Consider the following 14,710-nt stretch of genomic DNA (forward strand, 5'->3'; position numbering starts at 1 on the left):
GAGGAGATAAATATGTTCGATATTGATCAAGCCCAGATAATCAGTTTCTACGATAAGTTTGTCGCTCCCTGGAGCATCAAAATTCTTATCGCACTGCTCATATTTTTGGTTGGTCAATTGGTTGCCAAAATTATTTCCCGCGTGCTTGGGAAAGTACTTGGCCGAACCAAGCTGGATTCCATTCTGGTTGAATTTATCCAATCGCTCGTCAACGCCCTCTTGTTGGTGTTTGTCATTGTGGCAGCGCTTGACCAGCTGGGTGTAAATACCAATTCTGTGATCGCAGTATTGGGTGCGGCCGGTTTGGCGATTGGCTTGGCATTGCAAGGCTCACTACAGAATTTTGCCGCCGGTTTTATGTTGTTGATCTTCCGCCCGTTCAAAGGCGGCGATTTTGTTGAAGCCGCCGGTGTTGCCGGGATTATCGAAAAAATCGGTATTTTTTCGACTACCATGCACACCGGTGACAACAAAGAAGTCATCATCCCTAATGGGGCGATTTACAGCAGCAACATCATCAACTACTCCAAGCGCGCCACCCGCCGTATCGATATGATTTTCAGTATTGGCTACGCCGATGATATACGCCTTGCACGCGATGTGATGGACGCAATCATCAAAGCCGACCCGCGTGTGTTGGCCGATCCTGAGCCGCTGATTGCTGTAGGTGAGTTAGGCCCGAGTAGCGTGAATTTTTTTGTGCGCCCCTGGGTAAAAACCGAAGACTATTGGACAGTGAAATTTGACCTGACCGAAAAAATCAAAATTGCTTTTGATGAGAACGGCATTACCATTCCCTTCCCTCAGATGGATATCCACTGGAATAAACCATGACTTATTGTGTTGCCATCAAAGTCGATGCCGGCCTGATTTTTTGTTCGGATTCACGTACCAATGCCGGTGTTGACCAGGTCAGCACCTATAGCAAGATGTATCAATTTGGTATTCAGGGCGATCGCCAGCTGGTCATCAACTCAGCGGGTAATCTGGCGACAACCCAGTCTGTTATTGCGCGAATTCGCAAGGATATCAAAGACGGTGCCGATGTCAGCCTCGCCACTGTCGAGAGCATTCATGAGGCAGCGGATTATGTCGGTGAGATCAGTATCGCCATTCAGGAAAAGCACGCCCAGCACAATACCAATGTGAGCTTTGAAGCAAGCTTCCTATTGGGCGGCCAAATCGGCTTGGAGACACCGGCAGTGATGCTGATCTATCCACAAGGCAACCACATCACCACCTCCAACCAAACGCCCTACCTGCAAATTGGCGAGAGCAAATACGGAAAGCCGATTCTGGACCGTATCCTCAAGCCCGAAACGGCGTTGGATACCGCTGCACTCTGTGCACTGGTGTCGATGGACTCCACCATGAAATCCAACCTTACCGTTGGCCCGCCAATTGAGTTGATGACCTACGCGACCGATAGCGGCGTTATGCAGCACAACATTTTTGAGGCAGACAACCAATATCTGCGCGAGCTCACCAAATCCTGGGACCGCCTGATTGTTGAAGCCTTCTTACAATTGCCATCACCGCCCAAAAGCTAAACGTTCCCAGCGGGCACGACCCGATAACGATAAATAAAGCGCCTGTATTTGACCCATACAGGCGCTTTATTTTTTTGTATTGGTGCTGCGGGGCACTTATGGTGCAGTTATTGCCTTACTAACAGTCAGTAACCAAGCAGTAACGGGAACAGGCGCATCATTCCGGCAGACTACAATCCCAATAGCGTCATAACGACTGTGGATGATGGTCTGCGACCTTGGTGAGTGAAGGCTGGCTCTGGTGATTGAACAGAGCGGCTCACTTCGCCACTGGCTGTCACTTGCCCTTTTCCCAACCTGATGCACACTTGAGTGCACCAGTATGAACCATAAACCGCATAACGCAGGAAGGATGTATTTATGGCTATCCGTGTTGCCATCCACCACAAAACCCATTACGAATTTGATCGCCTCACCAGCCTGTTTCCCCATGTGTTGCGCTTGCGTCCGGCACCCCACAGCCGCACCAAAATCCACAGCTATTCACTGAAAGTGGAGCCCACCAATCATTTCATTAACTGGCAGCAAGATCCCTTCGGTAATTTTCAGGCGCGGCTTGTGTTCCCTGAGCAATGCAAAAAATTAAGTATTGAAGTCGAAGTCATTGCCGATATGACTTCCATCAACCCGTTTGATTTTTTCGTTGAAGAATACGCGCAACATATTCCCTTCAAATACGACACCCAACTCCAGCGCGAGCTGATTCCCTATTTGGAGGTCACTGAAAGCGGCCCGCAATTAATGGCGATTGTGGATAAACTCAAAGCCGACATCCGCCATCGCGAACTCAGTGAAAAGCCTTGGGCAGTCAACGATTTTATGGTGAGCACCAACCAACTGGTGCAGCAAATGATTGGTTATGGTGTACGGCTGGAACCGGGCATACAAAGTTGCGAAGAAACGCTGACGCTCGCCAAAGGTTCCTGTCGCGATAGCGCCTGGCTGCTCGTGCAAATTTTTCGTCATTTGGGTTATGCCGCGCGTTTTGCATCGGGATATTTAGTGCAGTTAACCGCCGACATTAAAGCGCTTGATGGCCCCAGCGGCCCCGAAAAAGATTTCACTGATTTGCACGCGTGGACGGAAATTTATATTCCCGGTGCAGGCTGGATTGGCCTTGACCCAACATCAGGCTTACTGGCGACAGAAGGTCACATTCCCCTCGCCTGCACGCCCGATCCTATTTCTGCCGCACCTATTACCGGTGCAACCAGTAAGTGCGAAGTCACCTTTTCTTACAGCAATGAAGTCTTCCGTATCTTGGAAGACCCGCGCGTCACCAAACCTTATACCGAAGATCAATGGCAAACCATCAATGCATTGGGCGCGGCGGTCGATCAAGAATTAATTGCGCAAGATGTGCGCTTGACCACCGGCGGTGAACCGACATTTGTCTCCATCGACGATATGGAATCCGAACAGTGGAATACCGGTGCATTGGGTGCAGACAAATTAAAACTCGCCAAAGATTTATTACTGCGCATGCGCAATACCTTTGCGCCTAATGGACTACTGCATTACGGGCAAGGCAAATGGTATCCGGGTGAAGAAGTCCCGCGTTGGGCGCTGGGATGTTTCTGGCGTACCGACGGACAAGCGCTGTGGCGCAACCCGCATTTACTCGCCCGATTTGATAAAAATTACGGTCTCACCCATGTCGATGCGAAAAAATTTGCACAGGCACTGTGCGAAAAAATTGCCGTCAACACCGAACATTTAATTCCCGCCTATGAAGACGTGCTTTATTACTTATGGGCAGAACAAACATTACCGCCCGACATCAATCCGTTAAAAGCCGATTTAAAAGATGATCTTGAACGTCGCAGAATCGCAAAACTGTTAACACGCGGCCTTAATACTGAAACGGGTTATGTGTTGCCGATTGAATGGAATTATCTGCACCGGAATTGGCTAACTGGCCGCTGGAAACTGCGCAATGACCAATTGATGTTGATTCCTGGCGACTCACCACTCGGATTGCGTTTACCGTTAAATTCGCTGGAATTTCCCAAACACGAATACGAACGCTATCAACCAGAAAATGATCCGCTGGCAGAACGTGAACCACTGGCAGCGAGCGGCCAACAACAGGTTGCACTAACCAAGAACTTGTCTACGGCATCAACTAGCGCACTCAAATCGTCTATTGCGCAAAAAGTTGCTGAACAAAAAGCGGCATTACGTGGCGAGCCAACATCACCAACAAAACCGCCATACATTGAAGCCGGTTATGTCATCCGAACCGCACTCTGTTTTGAAGTGCGCGATGGGCGTTTGCATTTATTTTTACCGCCGCTCACTTACCTTGAACACTATGTTGCGTTAATTGAAGCGATCGAAGATACCGCTGCTGCGTTAAACATGCCTGTCGTGTTGGAAGGTTACGAACCACCAAAAGATTATCGATTAAAGAAATTTTTAATCACGCCTGATCCGGGTGTAATTGAAGTGAATATTCATCCGGTCGAAAGCTGGCAGGAATTAGTAACCAACACCGAAGCATTGTATGAAGATGCGCGGCAATGCCGGTTAGGCACTGAAAAATTTATGCTGGATGGCCGTCACTCAGGCACAGGCGGCGGCAATCATGTCACCTTTGGTGGTTCATCACCCGCCAACAGCCCATTCCTGCGCCGCCCGGATTTATTGCGTAGCCTTGTCACTTATTGGCAGCATCACCCGGGGCTATCGTATTTATTTTCCGGATTATTTATCGGCCCCACCAGTCAGTCACCGCGCGTTGACGAAGGGCGCGATGAAATGCTGTACGAACTGGAAATTGCCTTCAAACAAATGCCGGATGGTATTGTCGATCAGCCTTGGTTAGTCGATAGATTGATGCGTAATTTATTGATTGATATTACCGGCAATACCCATCGCTCGGAATTTTGTATCGATAAATTATATTCACCCGGCAGTGCGAGTGGGCGGCAAGGCATTCTGGAGTTTCGCGGATTTGAAATGCCGCCGCATGCGCGTATGTCGCTAGTACAAATTTTATTATTGCGCTGCCTGATCAGCCGTTTTTGGAAAAATCCATACAAGCAACCGTTGGTGCGCTGGGGGACATTACTGCACGATAAATTTATGTTGCCGCATTATGTGTGGGAAGACCTGCGCGATGTTGTAAACGATTTAAATGAAAATGGCTATCCGTTCCAATTGGAATGGCTCGCCGCATTTGAAGAATTCCGCTTCCCCCATTACGGTCGCGTACAACTTGACGATATCGAAATAGAATTGCGTTGGGCGATAGAACCCTGGCATGTGCTCGGCGAAGAAGTGAGTAGCTTCGGTACCTCACGTTATGTGGATTCCTCTGTCGAACGTTTACAAGTAAAAGTCAGCGGGCTCACACCTGGCCGCTATGTGCTCGCCTGCAACGGCCGGCGCGTGTGCCTGAACGCAACCGGCAAACACGGCGAATATGTTGGCGGCGTGCGTTACCGCGCATGGCAACCACCATCAGCGCTGCATCCGACTATCGGTATACATTCGCCGCTGGTGTTTGACTTAATCGATACCTGGAATGGCAAAAGCATTGGCGGTTGTACCTATCACGTGAGCCACCCCGGTGGCCGCAGTTATGATCGGTTCCCGGTCAATGCGAATGAAGCAGAATCGCGTCGCGGTAACCGCTTTTTTGATATCAACCATACACCCGGCGCTTTACCGATTACGCCAGCCGGTAAAATTCTGCGTGAATTTTTTGAAAACAAACATCCACCGCGCCCCATGGCACCACCACCCGAGGAGCCCGCTGACGAATATCCACATACACTTGATTTGCGTCGTTAATCTGCTGATCACGCACACTGCACCAGTAGTGTGCGTGGAATCTTGCGCACAAAAAAACGCATCGGCGCAAAATAGGGTTAAAATGAAAAACAAACACCATAACGACAAGAACCCAGACCATGAATTCCACGCTTATGGAAACCCGGCTCGATAGCAATCAAAGCGCATTTAATTATCCCTCGCCACTGCAAGGGGTTGATGAGGCTTACGATGCAGAAGGACGCATCCGCCCCTACTGGCGGTATTTGTTGCATAGCCTGGAATCGCTTGGGCAAGACACCATCGAAGATCGACAAAAAAAAGCGCGCCGCATTCTGCGCGATGACGGTGCCACTTACAAAATTTACGACGAGCCAGATGCAAACCAAAGCTGGCAACTCAATCCGATTCCACTGCTAATCAACAGCGATGAATGGAACCAGATTGAAACAGGTTTGATTGAGCGCGCAGAATTATTTAATTTATTACTGCAAGATATTTATGGCGAGCGAAAATTAATTCGCCAAGGTGTTATTCCGCCGGAATTATTATTTTCGCATCAGGGTTTTTTGCGCCCCTGCCATAGAGTCAGTTTATCCGGCCCACATCAATTGATTTTGCACGGCGTGGATTTGGTACGCGCACCCGATGGCCATATGCGGGTGATGGCTGACCGCACCCAAGCGCCTTCAGGTGCCGGTTATGCGCTGGAAAACCGTACGGTAATGAACCGTGTATTTCCCAGTTTATTTCGCGATAGCCATGTGCATCGCCTGTCATTATTTTTTTCGCGTTTGCGCCAACGTTTGCAAGAATTAAATCCGAACGGCGGCATTGCGCGCATTGTTGTACTCACCCCCGGCACCTACAACGAAGCCTATTTTGAACACGCCTATCTCGCCAATTATTTGGGCTTTCAATTAGTGCAAGGCAGCGATTTAAGTGTGCGCAACGGCTATGTATGGATGAAAGCGCTCGATGGTTTAAAACGCGTCGATGTCATTTTGCGCCGCGTGGATGATATTTATTGCGACCCTGTGGAATTAAAAGGCGATTCACGTTTGGGTGTGCCCGGTTTACTGGAAGTCGCGCGTATGGGGCGCGTTGCAATTGCCAACCCCCTCGGTTCAAGTGTGCTTGAGAATCCTGCATTGTTGCGTTATTTACCGGCGATCGCGCGCGCGCTGATCGGGCGCGATTTACAGTTGCGCTCAGTAAAAACCTGGTGGTGCGGCAACCCGGATGATTTGGAATATGTGTGCGCCAATTTAAAAAATTTGCTGATCAAACCCACCTATCGTCGCCCGGGTTTGTATGAAGCCTACGGCGCAGATTTGGATGAAACCAAATTACAGGCCTGGCAAAACCGTATCCGCAAAAATCCTTACCAGTTTGCTGCGCAAGAGTACGTTGCAGGTGCACAGACACCCACATGGCACCAAGGGAAAATAGTGCCGCGCCCTTCGGTATTACGCACCTTTGCGGTGGCCAGTGAAAGCTCTTATGCGGTGATGCCCGGTGGACTTACACGGATTAATCTGGATAGCGACAAAAAAATTATTTCCAACCAGCGCGGCTCGGTTTCAAAAGATACCTGGGTGCTTGCCTCGGAACCGGAAAAGCAAATCAGTTTGCGCCCGGTGGATGTGCAACCCACACTGGAATCGGGCAATGCATTGCCCAGCCGCGTAGTCGAAAATTTATTTTGGATGGGGCGTTACGCTGAACGCGCCGAATCGGCATTGCGCTTATTGCGCACCGTATTTATCCAACTCAACCGCACTGAAAAGTTACCCGATGCGGTGCAATGTACGCTGCTAAGTGCAATTACCCACGTGACATCGACTTACCCCGGCTTTACCAGCTTGCAGCAAAATTTATTAAAAAACCCCGAGCCGGAAATGATCGCAATCTTGCTGGATCAACAACGCTTGGGCAGCGTAGCAAATAATTTGATCGCCATGATCAATTCTGCGGAGCAAGTAAAGGAACAATTATCCAGCGATACCCAACGCGTCATTAACGATATTGGCGATGAGTTGGAAAATTTAAAAATTGCGCTGGAACCCGGCGCGCTTTCTGCACCGGAAGAAGCCCTTGCGCCGCTGATCACCACCCTGCTCGCCTTTGCCGGTTTGATCCATGAAAGCATGACGCGCGGTAACGGCTGGCACTTTATTGAAATTGGTCGCCGCCTTGAACGCGCACTGCAAATCACCAGCAGCTTGCGCGCATTGCTTACGCCGCGTTTTGATGAACCTGATCAGGAAAGCCTTATCGAATCAACATTACTCTGTGGTGAAGCATTAATTCCTTATCGCCGCCGCTACCAAAACGGTATTCATATCGATCAGGGGCTGGAAATGATTATGCTCAACAACAAAAATCCGCGCTCGCTGATTTATCAGCTGAACCAGCTTGAGCAACATTTTTCTGAATTGCCGGAAGACCGCGATACCTTTAGTGCAGAACACAAACTGTTATTGGAAGCGACTACCGCATTGAAATTAAGCGACATCAAAACTCTAGCAAAAACAACCGGTGGTATTCGCAGCGACCTGGATCAATTGTTATCGCGCTTGCAGTATTTGATTACTAACGCGGCAAAAACCATTGGCCAACGTTATTTCGATCACACCGAAGGGCCGCAATTGCTGGTGAAAAACGCCGATTGGCAAGACCATCTCTAAATGTACTCTGGCTTTTAAAGATGATCGGCATTTAAAGTAATCGACTGATAAAGCGCACCGACTATGAAATATCGTATCCAACACAAAACCCGCTATCACTACTCACTGCCGGTGAGTCATTGCTACAACCTTGCGTATGTGTTGCCACGCGCAACCGAGCGCCAGCGTGTTGAAGATATAAAAATTGCTATATCACCCAAAGTCAGTGGACATACTCAACATACCGATTATTTTGGCAATCATTTTTTACAATTTGCAATTGAAAAAGACCACAGCGAATTGGATGTCAGTATCACCAGTGAATTGTTGATTAAAGAAAACACCCACAATATCAATCTGGATTTTGGAACCCCTTGCGCCTACGTAAAATATTTACTGCAAAATAGCAAAGACTGGGAAACGCTAAGCGCACGTGAATTTATGCTGGATTCACCCATGGTGCAGCAACATGCCGAGCTTGCCGATTATGCAGCACCTTCTTTTGCCAATGACCGGCCTTTTTTATCGGCGGTATTGGAATTAACGCAGCGGATTTTTAGCGAGTTTATTTACGACCCGCAATTTTCTGACGTGGCGACACCACTTGCCGATGTACTCAAACACAAGCGCGGTGTGTGCCAGGATTTTGCACACCTGGCGATTGGTTGCTTGCGCTCATTGGGCTACCCAGCGCGTTATGTCAGTGGTTATTTGGAAACACTGCCACCACCGGGGCAAGAAAAATTAGTGGGTGCCGATGCAACCCATGCCTGGTTCGCGGTGTATTCGCCGGGCGAAGGCTGGTATGAATTCGACCCAACCAACAATACCATGACCGGCTCACAACACATCACCACCGCATGGGGGCGCGACTACTCCGATGTAACACCATTGAAAGGCGTTATTTTTGGTGGCGGCCTTTCACCTCAATTATCCGTATCCGTCGATGTGCAACGCATTCCAGAAGATGTTATTCAAGGCTTGTAATGTTAAGGTTTATTAATGACAACACGCATATCTATTCCATTAAAAGACAGCTACAAATTATTCAACCACGGCCCCGTCAGTATTATCACCAGCGCGCATGGAAACAAACGCAATGTTATGGCAGCGTCATGGACAATGCCCGTGGATTTTTCACCCGCCAAAGTTGCCGTGGTAATCGACAACAATACTTATACACGCGAACTGGTTGATGCCAGTGGTGAATTTGGCCTGCAATTTCCCATGCGTAAAATTGCCAAACTTACTTTAGATGTTGGCGATATCTCTGGCCGCGATAACGATAAATTTTCGCGCTTTGGTATCAACACCTTTTCCGCTGAAAAAATTGCAGCACCCTTTATTGAAGATTGTATTGGCTGGCTGGAATGTAAAGTCATTAGACAAGGCGCAGAAACAATGGATGTCATCATCGGCGAAGTGATTGCTGCCTATGCCGACGCAGAACAATTTATCGATGGCCGCTGGCATTTTTCCTCCGACCCACAAAAACGCAGCATCCACTATATGGCAGGCGGTGAGTTCTATATGACGGGCGAGGCGTTTCGGGTAGAAAGTGGTCATTCAGCAGAGTGAAATAGCATTCAGGATTGGTAAAGCTAATAGAGCTATGATTAACCGAAAACACTGATGACAAGTGTTTATGCTGCATAAACTACTAACGGACTAACAATACATGACGACCAAAGCGGTTATTAAAGGCCTTTCTTTATTACTTCTGATCTTCTTTTTGAACGGCTGCGAAAGCAGCGATAACAAAGCTATCGAAAGCCCTGGTGCTAGTATGAAGTCTGAACTAGCGCAGCGGAAAACCAATCCTTATCTGTCTTACGAGCACAGCCTTAGTGTAGAACTTGAAAAAGCAGCACTCGCAACCAAATTTAAAGCTCTGACTGACCAATGCTCAGCAGACAGAGAAAATAATTGCACGTTACTCGAAACTGATTTTTCTGGAGGAAGCTATACCTATGCAAGAATTAAGCTGAGAGTTGCCCCTACCGGGGTTGAAAAAATACTCGTTCTTGCAGGTGACAATGGAAAAATCACCAATGAAATGACTACCGTAGAAGATCTCTCCACGCAGATTTTTGATACTGAAAAACGTATCAAGCTATTACAAACCTATCAAAATGATCTACTTGATCTACAAAAACAAGCCAAGGGCAATATAGACTCGTTAATCAAAGTGTCTCAAGAAATTGCCAGCGTACAATCTCAACTGGAAGAGCTGAGCGGAAATAGCCAAGCATTAATGCAACGCGTAAATATGGACATCATTAACATTCGCCTATCAAGCCGCAACGAAAAAGCCTTCTGGACACCTATTTCTGATGCTCTCGATGAATTTAAAGGTAATTTAGCAGAAGGGATTGCTGGAGCTATTACGGGTGTCGCCTACCTTATTCCTTGGTTAATTGTTTTGCTGATCCTGTTTTTTATTGGCCGGTTTATATGGCGAAGGTTAAGAAGAAAATAATTTCATATCCAGTGAGTCCGAACAGTTTAGTTGTACTAGTTCATACGCCTGTTTTTCAATGGTCGCATCCGGCAAATTTATCATCACGATGCAAATATAACGATTGACGGAAATAAAAAACCCGGCCTTGTGAGCCGGGTTTTTTATTTTTACAACAGCGTTTTGTTAAAAGACTGTTTTTTAGCAGGCGTTAATCTTATTGCGGATTCAAGCCCATGATTTGCAGCACTTTCACGAAGTTGGCTTTTCTGTCGGCCAAGCCATCTACTGCGCCGCTGATTGGGCAGGTAGCTGCCGGACAGCCGCGGTTTACAATGCCGGAGATCTCGTTGATAAACGCATCGCCTTTTAATCCACCGTCAACGTAAGCTTTCAGGCGTGCGTAGTAATCCCAGTTGTACGCCGGGTCGTTATAGCCTTGCACTTCGTTCATCCAGAAGAACAAACCGGCGATCCATTTAATTTCACCGTGCTCGGTTGATGAACACACCAATTGCGGGTTGGAGCAAAGATCCATATCGGCGTACAGCGGTTGCGCCGGTGCCGGAGTTACTGGAACACCGTCGATCACTTGGCCAGCATAAGCAGGATCAACATGACTGCGGCCGAGGAAGTGGTTCAACTTACCAAAGTTCAAACGACCAGTGGTTTGGATAACACCGCGACCCCACCAACCACAACCTTCAATGCTCTTACCTGCACTGCCATTCCACACAAACTTACCGGCTTTTTGGCCGTCATAGACTTTACCTTCTTCACGCAAATAGGCTTGTGCAGATTTATCCACGGTGGTGACTGCAGGGAACCATGCGCTGTAATCCCAGTAGCCAACACTGCCATTCACGAGCAAACCTTTCTTCGCCAATACACGATCAGGCGCAGTGAATAATGGGCCTGGAGCGCCGTACCATTTTGCGTTGGTATTCGCTGTGATTTCCATTTTTGGATCGCGTGGGCAAGAGTATGGATTGTCGCGGCCAGTAATTGGGTCTTGGCCGTAGGACGCATAATCTTGTTGCAACTGACCGCATGACGCAGAGATTGGATAGTTCACTGGGTCGCCAGTATTGATCGACCAGTTATTTTCATCGCACGCATCGTATTGGATGGTTTCTTTCATACTTTGTGAAAGGAACGCTGCAATTGCCACCTTGGCGTATTTGATATTGGTTGCATTGTCTTTTGTTGGATCAATTAACCAATATTTGGTTGGCCCTACACCCACATTGTGCATTGCATTTAATGCCATCAAGAAATCCGCCCACTTGTAAATGCTGGAAGGTTCTTTGCCATTAGATGGTGTGGTGTAGAGGAATGCCTGATTATTCATGGCATTTTCAACACTCGCCAAATCGCTATTCAACTGCGCGATGGTGGTGATCGCACTTGCAGTGGTTAATTGGCCTGAGCCGTACAGTGGCATACCACCATTGGCTTTATTAGCAGCGATTTTATTTTTCAACCAACCGTTATCGGTTGCACTGTTTGCAGTTGGAACAACACCTACGCCGGTTTTGCTACCCCACATAATCGCAAACACATTGCTGTATGCGGCGCGACGCAATCCGGAAATACCCCAGTCGTACGGCGTTTGCTGCAACAATGCATTCACACTGCTTGCGCCTGTGTACACCGATGAATTCAGCGGAATGCTCAACACATCACTGCGCACATTGCTGATGGTTTTTCCAATACTCTTATCGCCCATGAAATAGGTACCGGCGGTGCCTGAATCATTTGCCAGATTGTAACTGCCAGTCGATTCACTCACGCTCGCCAAGTGACTACCAGGAATTTGCCACAGCATGGCGGGGATTGATAATGAATCTGTCACCTGACGCACGTAGTTCAAATAATTTTCCCACTGTCTTGCACCGTAAGCATAAGCACCGCGCGCAGAAGGTGACAAACCATCGTCAGCCGAGGTATCGAACGCGAAGAAATCCGGGCGATAACTATTCGTGGTGTAAGCACCGATGCTATTGGCAAAGGTGGATACAGAGAAAGCCGCTGCGTTCCAGACATCTTGCAAACCATCAAAATCGGTATGCACCCAGGTGTTATTACCAGGGCTTGATACGCCAGCAACCCAACCGAAAGACACATCCGGACTCAAACGTTTAATCAACAAATTGTGTGCTTGCACCCAACCGGTGATGTTGTTTTGCAATGCGCTATCCACTTCGGCTTTCACATTATTCAAATTGTAAATTGCCGATAGAGATTGGCTGCCGATAACAAAATTCGCATCATTAGTTAACGCATCTTTCACCGCTTGTTTGACATCAATCGCCACCCAGGCACCTTGACTACCGAATGCCGTTTTGAAGCTGCCATTTTGGTTCGCTTGCCATTGCGCTAATAAACCAGCGTTGAGCACGATTGCACCAGGGTTCGGATGCGATGAATCTTTACTCGCCTGTAAAGTTGCCGCAACGCGAATCAGATTTTGGAAATGCTTAACCATATTGGCGGAATTCAAAATATCATCCGCACCAATACCGGTTGCATCTGCCGTTGCAACACCGATCACCGGCAACACAGAACCACCGCCTACGCGTTCAATATCACGCGCTTGCACAATAGTATTGTTGGTAACAGTGGGTGCAATCACTTGTCCACGGTCGCCAGTGCCATTACCTTCGTTATTGAAAACAGAATCCACACCGGATGCAGCAAGCGCATCGTTGGATGCGGTGTTGTTATCGGTGAAAGAACCCATCGCCAAATCACTTGGCCAACCTTTTACTTTCAAGCTCACGGGATTTGCGCGCACCGGGAAATAACCGGTAATCGCCACGCTCACACTGGAAGGAGCAGACGAAGAAGAAGGCACAGATGAGGAAGAAGGCGCAGATGAAGACGACGGAGTGATTGAACTGGAAGAGCTTCTTGAACTGCTAGTCACACTCACACTGGAAGCACTTGATCTGCTACTGCTCACCGACGAAACGCTCGATGGCGCAACCGAGCTACTACCTGTGCCCGTACAATTTTGCACAAATGTCCAGGAGCCATCGCTACCCGGAACGCTTTGTGTCCACCAATTTGCCCGATAAGCAACACCTTGGTGTTGCATTTGGTCGCCACCGGCAGCGTAAGAAGGATTACCCGCCCAATCTTTTTGAGTCCAATTCGGGTAAACATTAATGCCCGCACACACACCGGTTGAAACCGACGAGCTGCTAGACGAAATACTGGAAGGCGCTACGCTGCTCGACTTACTGGAAGGAGCCACACTGCTTGATGAAACACTGGATGGTGCTACGCTGCTGGATGACACACTGGAAGGTGCAACGCTACTTGACGTGACGACCGCATCGCACGAACCCAAATCAGTCCACGCATTGCTCGCCGCCCAACCTACGCCCGGTTCATAAGGGCCACCAATCGAACACCAACCGCCCACCGTACAACGGTAGGCTTTGTTGACATTCTTTACCAACGCACCTGTTGTATAAGCGGAACCATTTACATACTGCGCCAGTTGGCTACAGTCATAAGCGTGGGCTGTGGTTGACCACAATAATCCTGCTGATGACACCAACATCAACTTTGAAATTATTTTCATTATTTTCCCCTCGTGATTGATTTCATTTTCTCCGGGCAATAAAACACCCTCCCCTGTCATTGGGGTAATTTTTATTAAACTTGATTTACACACACGCACTACAACGGTGATTCCGACACCAATAAACGCCAACGGAATCCCGCTCTAAAAGAAAAGGGCTTAACAATACTGCAGCAGACGTAATGCATTATTTATATTGAGCAATACTATTTATTTCAGGCAATAGAATATCGCTCTGAGTTTTCACTCAAATAAAATAATGATCAGCGGACTATTCAGTGATTAACCCGTCATTCGTTAGATTTTTTATTATTCCCTTGTTGTAACCCAGCGCTGTAGTTCCCAACAGCTATTCCAACAAAAGCATTCCAACAAACATCGATAACCAACTAACAAGAAAACACTCAGAACTGAGTACTTGAGAATCCCAAACTACGCCCATTGGACAACGTTGTCAAGTTTTGTAAAGCCCTGCGTCAATATGCCGCTATCAACGCGACTGCGATGTGTAACCAATGGAAACAGCCTTGGTGATTATTTGATGAGGCTGAAAGTTATTTTCATCATGCTCGCTATTTATATAATTTTATCCAGTTTGTTGCGCGCTTATTCAATGCTGAACATTGCTGATATTAATAGCCGAAAATAGAAAAACTGCCTTAAA

The 14,710-nt window shown here is 47.8% G+C and carries 8 protein-coding genes; 7 read left to right on the top strand and 1 reads right to left on the bottom strand.

The window, feature by feature from the left end:
• The first annotated feature begins 12 nt into the window (after window positions 1-12).
• From VC28_RS08760 to VC28_RS08790, 7 genes are all read left to right on the top strand, one after another.
• Complete coding sequence (locus VC28_RS08760) at window positions 13-834, top strand: mechanosensitive ion channel family protein (RefSeq protein ID WP_049630314.1); 822 nt, start codon at window positions 13-15, stop codon at window positions 832-834.
• Complete coding sequence (locus tag VC28_RS08765) at window positions 831-1,550, top strand: proteasome-type protease (RefSeq protein WP_049630315.1); 720 nt, start codon at window positions 831-833, stop codon at window positions 1,548-1,550. The genes VC28_RS08760 and VC28_RS08765 overlap by 4 nt, the downstream gene beginning before the upstream one ends.
• A gap of 360 nt (window positions 1,551-1,910) precedes the next feature.
• Complete coding sequence (locus VC28_RS08770) at window positions 1,911-5,348, top strand: transglutaminase family protein (protein WP_049630316.1); 3,438 nt, start codon at window positions 1,911-1,913, stop codon at window positions 5,346-5,348.
• 119 nt (window positions 5,349-5,467) lie between these two features.
• On the top strand, window positions 5,468-8,017 hold the full coding sequence (locus VC28_RS08775) for a circularly permuted type 2 ATP-grasp protein (RefSeq protein WP_082191461.1): 2,550 nt from the start codon (window positions 5,468-5,470) through the stop codon (window positions 8,015-8,017).
• Between the two features lie 63 nt (window positions 8,018-8,080).
• Complete coding sequence (locus VC28_RS08780) at window positions 8,081-8,983, top strand: transglutaminase family protein (protein ID WP_049630317.1); 903 nt, start codon at window positions 8,081-8,083, stop codon at window positions 8,981-8,983.
• Between the two features lie 15 nt (window positions 8,984-8,998).
• Window positions 8,999-9,574 (top strand): flavin reductase family protein, encoded by a 576-nt coding sequence (locus tag VC28_RS08785; RefSeq protein ID WP_049630318.1) that lies wholly within the window; start codon window positions 8,999-9,001, stop codon window positions 9,572-9,574.
• A gap of 100 nt (window positions 9,575-9,674) precedes the next feature.
• On the top strand, window positions 9,675-10,475 hold the full coding sequence (locus VC28_RS08790; RefSeq protein ID WP_049630319.1) for a DUF4349 domain-containing protein: 801 nt from the start codon (window positions 9,675-9,677) through the stop codon (window positions 10,473-10,475).
• Window positions 10,476-10,671: 196 nt separating this feature from the next.
• Here VC28_RS08790 and VC28_RS08795 read toward each other — a convergent pair whose 3' ends face one another.
• Window positions 10,672-14,046, bottom strand: a complete 3,375-nt coding sequence (locus VC28_RS08795) for a cellulose-binding domain-containing protein (protein WP_049632271.1) — start codon at window positions 14,044-14,046, stop codon at window positions 10,672-10,674.
• Between the last annotated feature and the right edge of the window lie 664 nt (window positions 14,047-14,710).

The organism is Cellvibrio sp. pealriver, assembly GCF_001183545.1.
In the GTDB taxonomy this organism is placed as follows: domain Bacteria; phylum Pseudomonadota; class Gammaproteobacteria; order Pseudomonadales; family Cellvibrionaceae; genus Cellvibrio.

Coding starts and splice junctions, on each gene's coding strand:
- VC28_RS08760 (WP_049630314.1), top strand. CDS start 13: ATGTTCGATATTGATCAAGCCCAGATAATCAGTTTCTACGATAAGTTT.
- VC28_RS08765 (WP_049630315.1), top strand. CDS start 831: ATGACTTATTGTGTTGCCATCAAAGTCGATGCCGGCCTGATTTTTTGT.
- VC28_RS08770 (WP_049630316.1), top strand. CDS start 1,911: ATGGCTATCCGTGTTGCCATCCACCACAAAACCCATTACGAATTTGAT.
- VC28_RS08775 (WP_082191461.1), top strand. CDS start 5,468: ATGAATTCCACGCTTATGGAAACCCGGCTCGATAGCAATCAAAGCGCA.
- VC28_RS08780 (WP_049630317.1), top strand. CDS start 8,081: ATGAAATATCGTATCCAACACAAAACCCGCTATCACTACTCACTGCCG.
- VC28_RS08785 (WP_049630318.1), top strand. CDS start 8,999: ATGACAACACGCATATCTATTCCATTAAAAGACAGCTACAAATTATTC.
- VC28_RS08790 (WP_049630319.1), top strand. CDS start 9,675: ATGACGACCAAAGCGGTTATTAAAGGCCTTTCTTTATTACTTCTGATC.
- VC28_RS08795 (WP_049632271.1), bottom strand. CDS start 14,046: ATGAAAATAATTTCAAAGTTGATGTTGGTGTCATCAGCAGGATTATTG.